Origin of the sequence: Parapedobacter composti, from assembly GCF_900112315.1 — a bacterium.
Lineage (GTDB): Bacteria > Bacteroidota > Bacteroidia > Sphingobacteriales > Sphingobacteriaceae > Parapedobacter > Parapedobacter composti.
Genome location: NZ_FOLL01000056.1, coordinates 1 through 1,332, shown reverse-complemented (window position 1 = coordinate 1,332; position 1,332 = coordinate 1). Strand labels below are relative to the sequence as shown.

Here is a 1,332-nt window from a genome sequence, read left to right as displayed (position 1 = left end):
TATAATTCCCCCCGAAAACAGGACAGCAGTTTAAGTTAGATTTTTAGATTAAATTTGTTGTATTATGAGTAGGCGAAAGTTCACATCAGCTTTCAAGACGAAGGTAGTATTGGAAGCTTTGTCGGAGCGTGTGACGATCCAGGAGCTGGGTCAGAAGCACGGGATCCACCCCACGCAGATCACGACGTGGAAGTCTCAATTTTTGAAGCAGGCCCCTGCGGTCTTTGAGCGTCCGGTCAAGGACGCCAAGAGCGAGGCCCAGGAGCGCGAGGAGCAATACCTGAAGACCATCGGCCAACAGAAGATGGAGATTGATTTTTTAAAGAAAGCCTTGTCATGAAAGAGACCCCAGCACAGCGGAAGACGCACGTTGGCAAGGCGGATGGGCTGAGCATAGCCCGGCAGTGCGCATTGGTATCGGTATCCCGGAGCAGTTTTTACTACCAGCCGGTTGGGGAAAGCCCGTTGAACCTGGAGCTGATGCGGTTGATCGATGAGGAATACCTGCAGCACCCCTGGCTGGGTGTTCCCCGGATGACCACCTGGTTGCGCAGGGACAAGGGCTACCGGGTCAATCCCAAGCGCATCGAGCGGTTGTACGGGATCATGGGTCTGTCGGCAATGGGTCCGAAGCCGAACACCTCCAAACGGGGCAAAGGCAAGGGGCACCGGATATACAAGTATCTGTTACGGGGTTTGGATATCACCTGTGTGAATCAGGTATGGGCTATGGATATCACCTATATCCCGGTACGGGGCGGTTACCTGTATCTGTGTGCCATCATCGATGTATACAGCCGCTATGTTGTGGGCTGGTCGCTGTCAAACACGATGACCTCCGGGTGGTGCCGGGATACGCTGGAAGCGGCAATCGGGGAACACGGTGCCCCTGAAATACTCAACACCGACCAGGGAAGCCAGTTCACCGCCCACGAATTCTGCAACTGGGTGACCGGAAACGGCATCCGGTTAAGCATGGACGGCAAGGGCCGGGCGATTGACAATATTTTCATCGAACGGCTGTGGCGGAGTGTGAAGTACGAACATGTGTACCTGTTTCCGGCTGCCGACGGCCTGGCTTGTTACCAGGGCCTGCAAACGTATTTCGGGTATTACAACAACCAACGGAGACACCAAAGCCTGGAAGATGAAATCCCCGGTGAGGTCTACCATGGCCTCAAACAAAAGGAGGTCGCATGAGCCAGAGAAAAAAAGGTGCCTCCGGCGGGCGCTCGCCGCGCAGGCAGGTTAGGTTAATGTTTGTGGGTGGGATACCGGAAATATCTCACTTAGTTTATGAAAAATCTGTCCAACGATTGGGGGGAATTATAG

General features: G+C 53.8%; 2 protein-coding genes. Both read left to right on the top strand.

Going from position 1 to position 1,332, the window contains the following annotated elements; genetic code table 11:
- The first annotated feature begins 64 nt into the window (after nt 1-64).
- Nucleotides 65-340, top strand: a complete 276-nt coding sequence (locus BM030_RS19565; protein WP_090975279.1) for a transposase — start codon at nt 65-67, stop codon at nt 338-340.
- Nucleotides 337-1,200, top strand: a complete 864-nt coding sequence (locus tag BM030_RS19560) for an IS3 family transposase (RefSeq protein WP_090975278.1) — start codon at nt 337-339, stop codon at nt 1,198-1,200. Before BM030_RS19565 ends, BM030_RS19560 begins: the two co-directional genes overlap by 4 nt.
- The last annotated feature ends 132 nt before the right edge of the window (nt 1,201-1,332 follow it).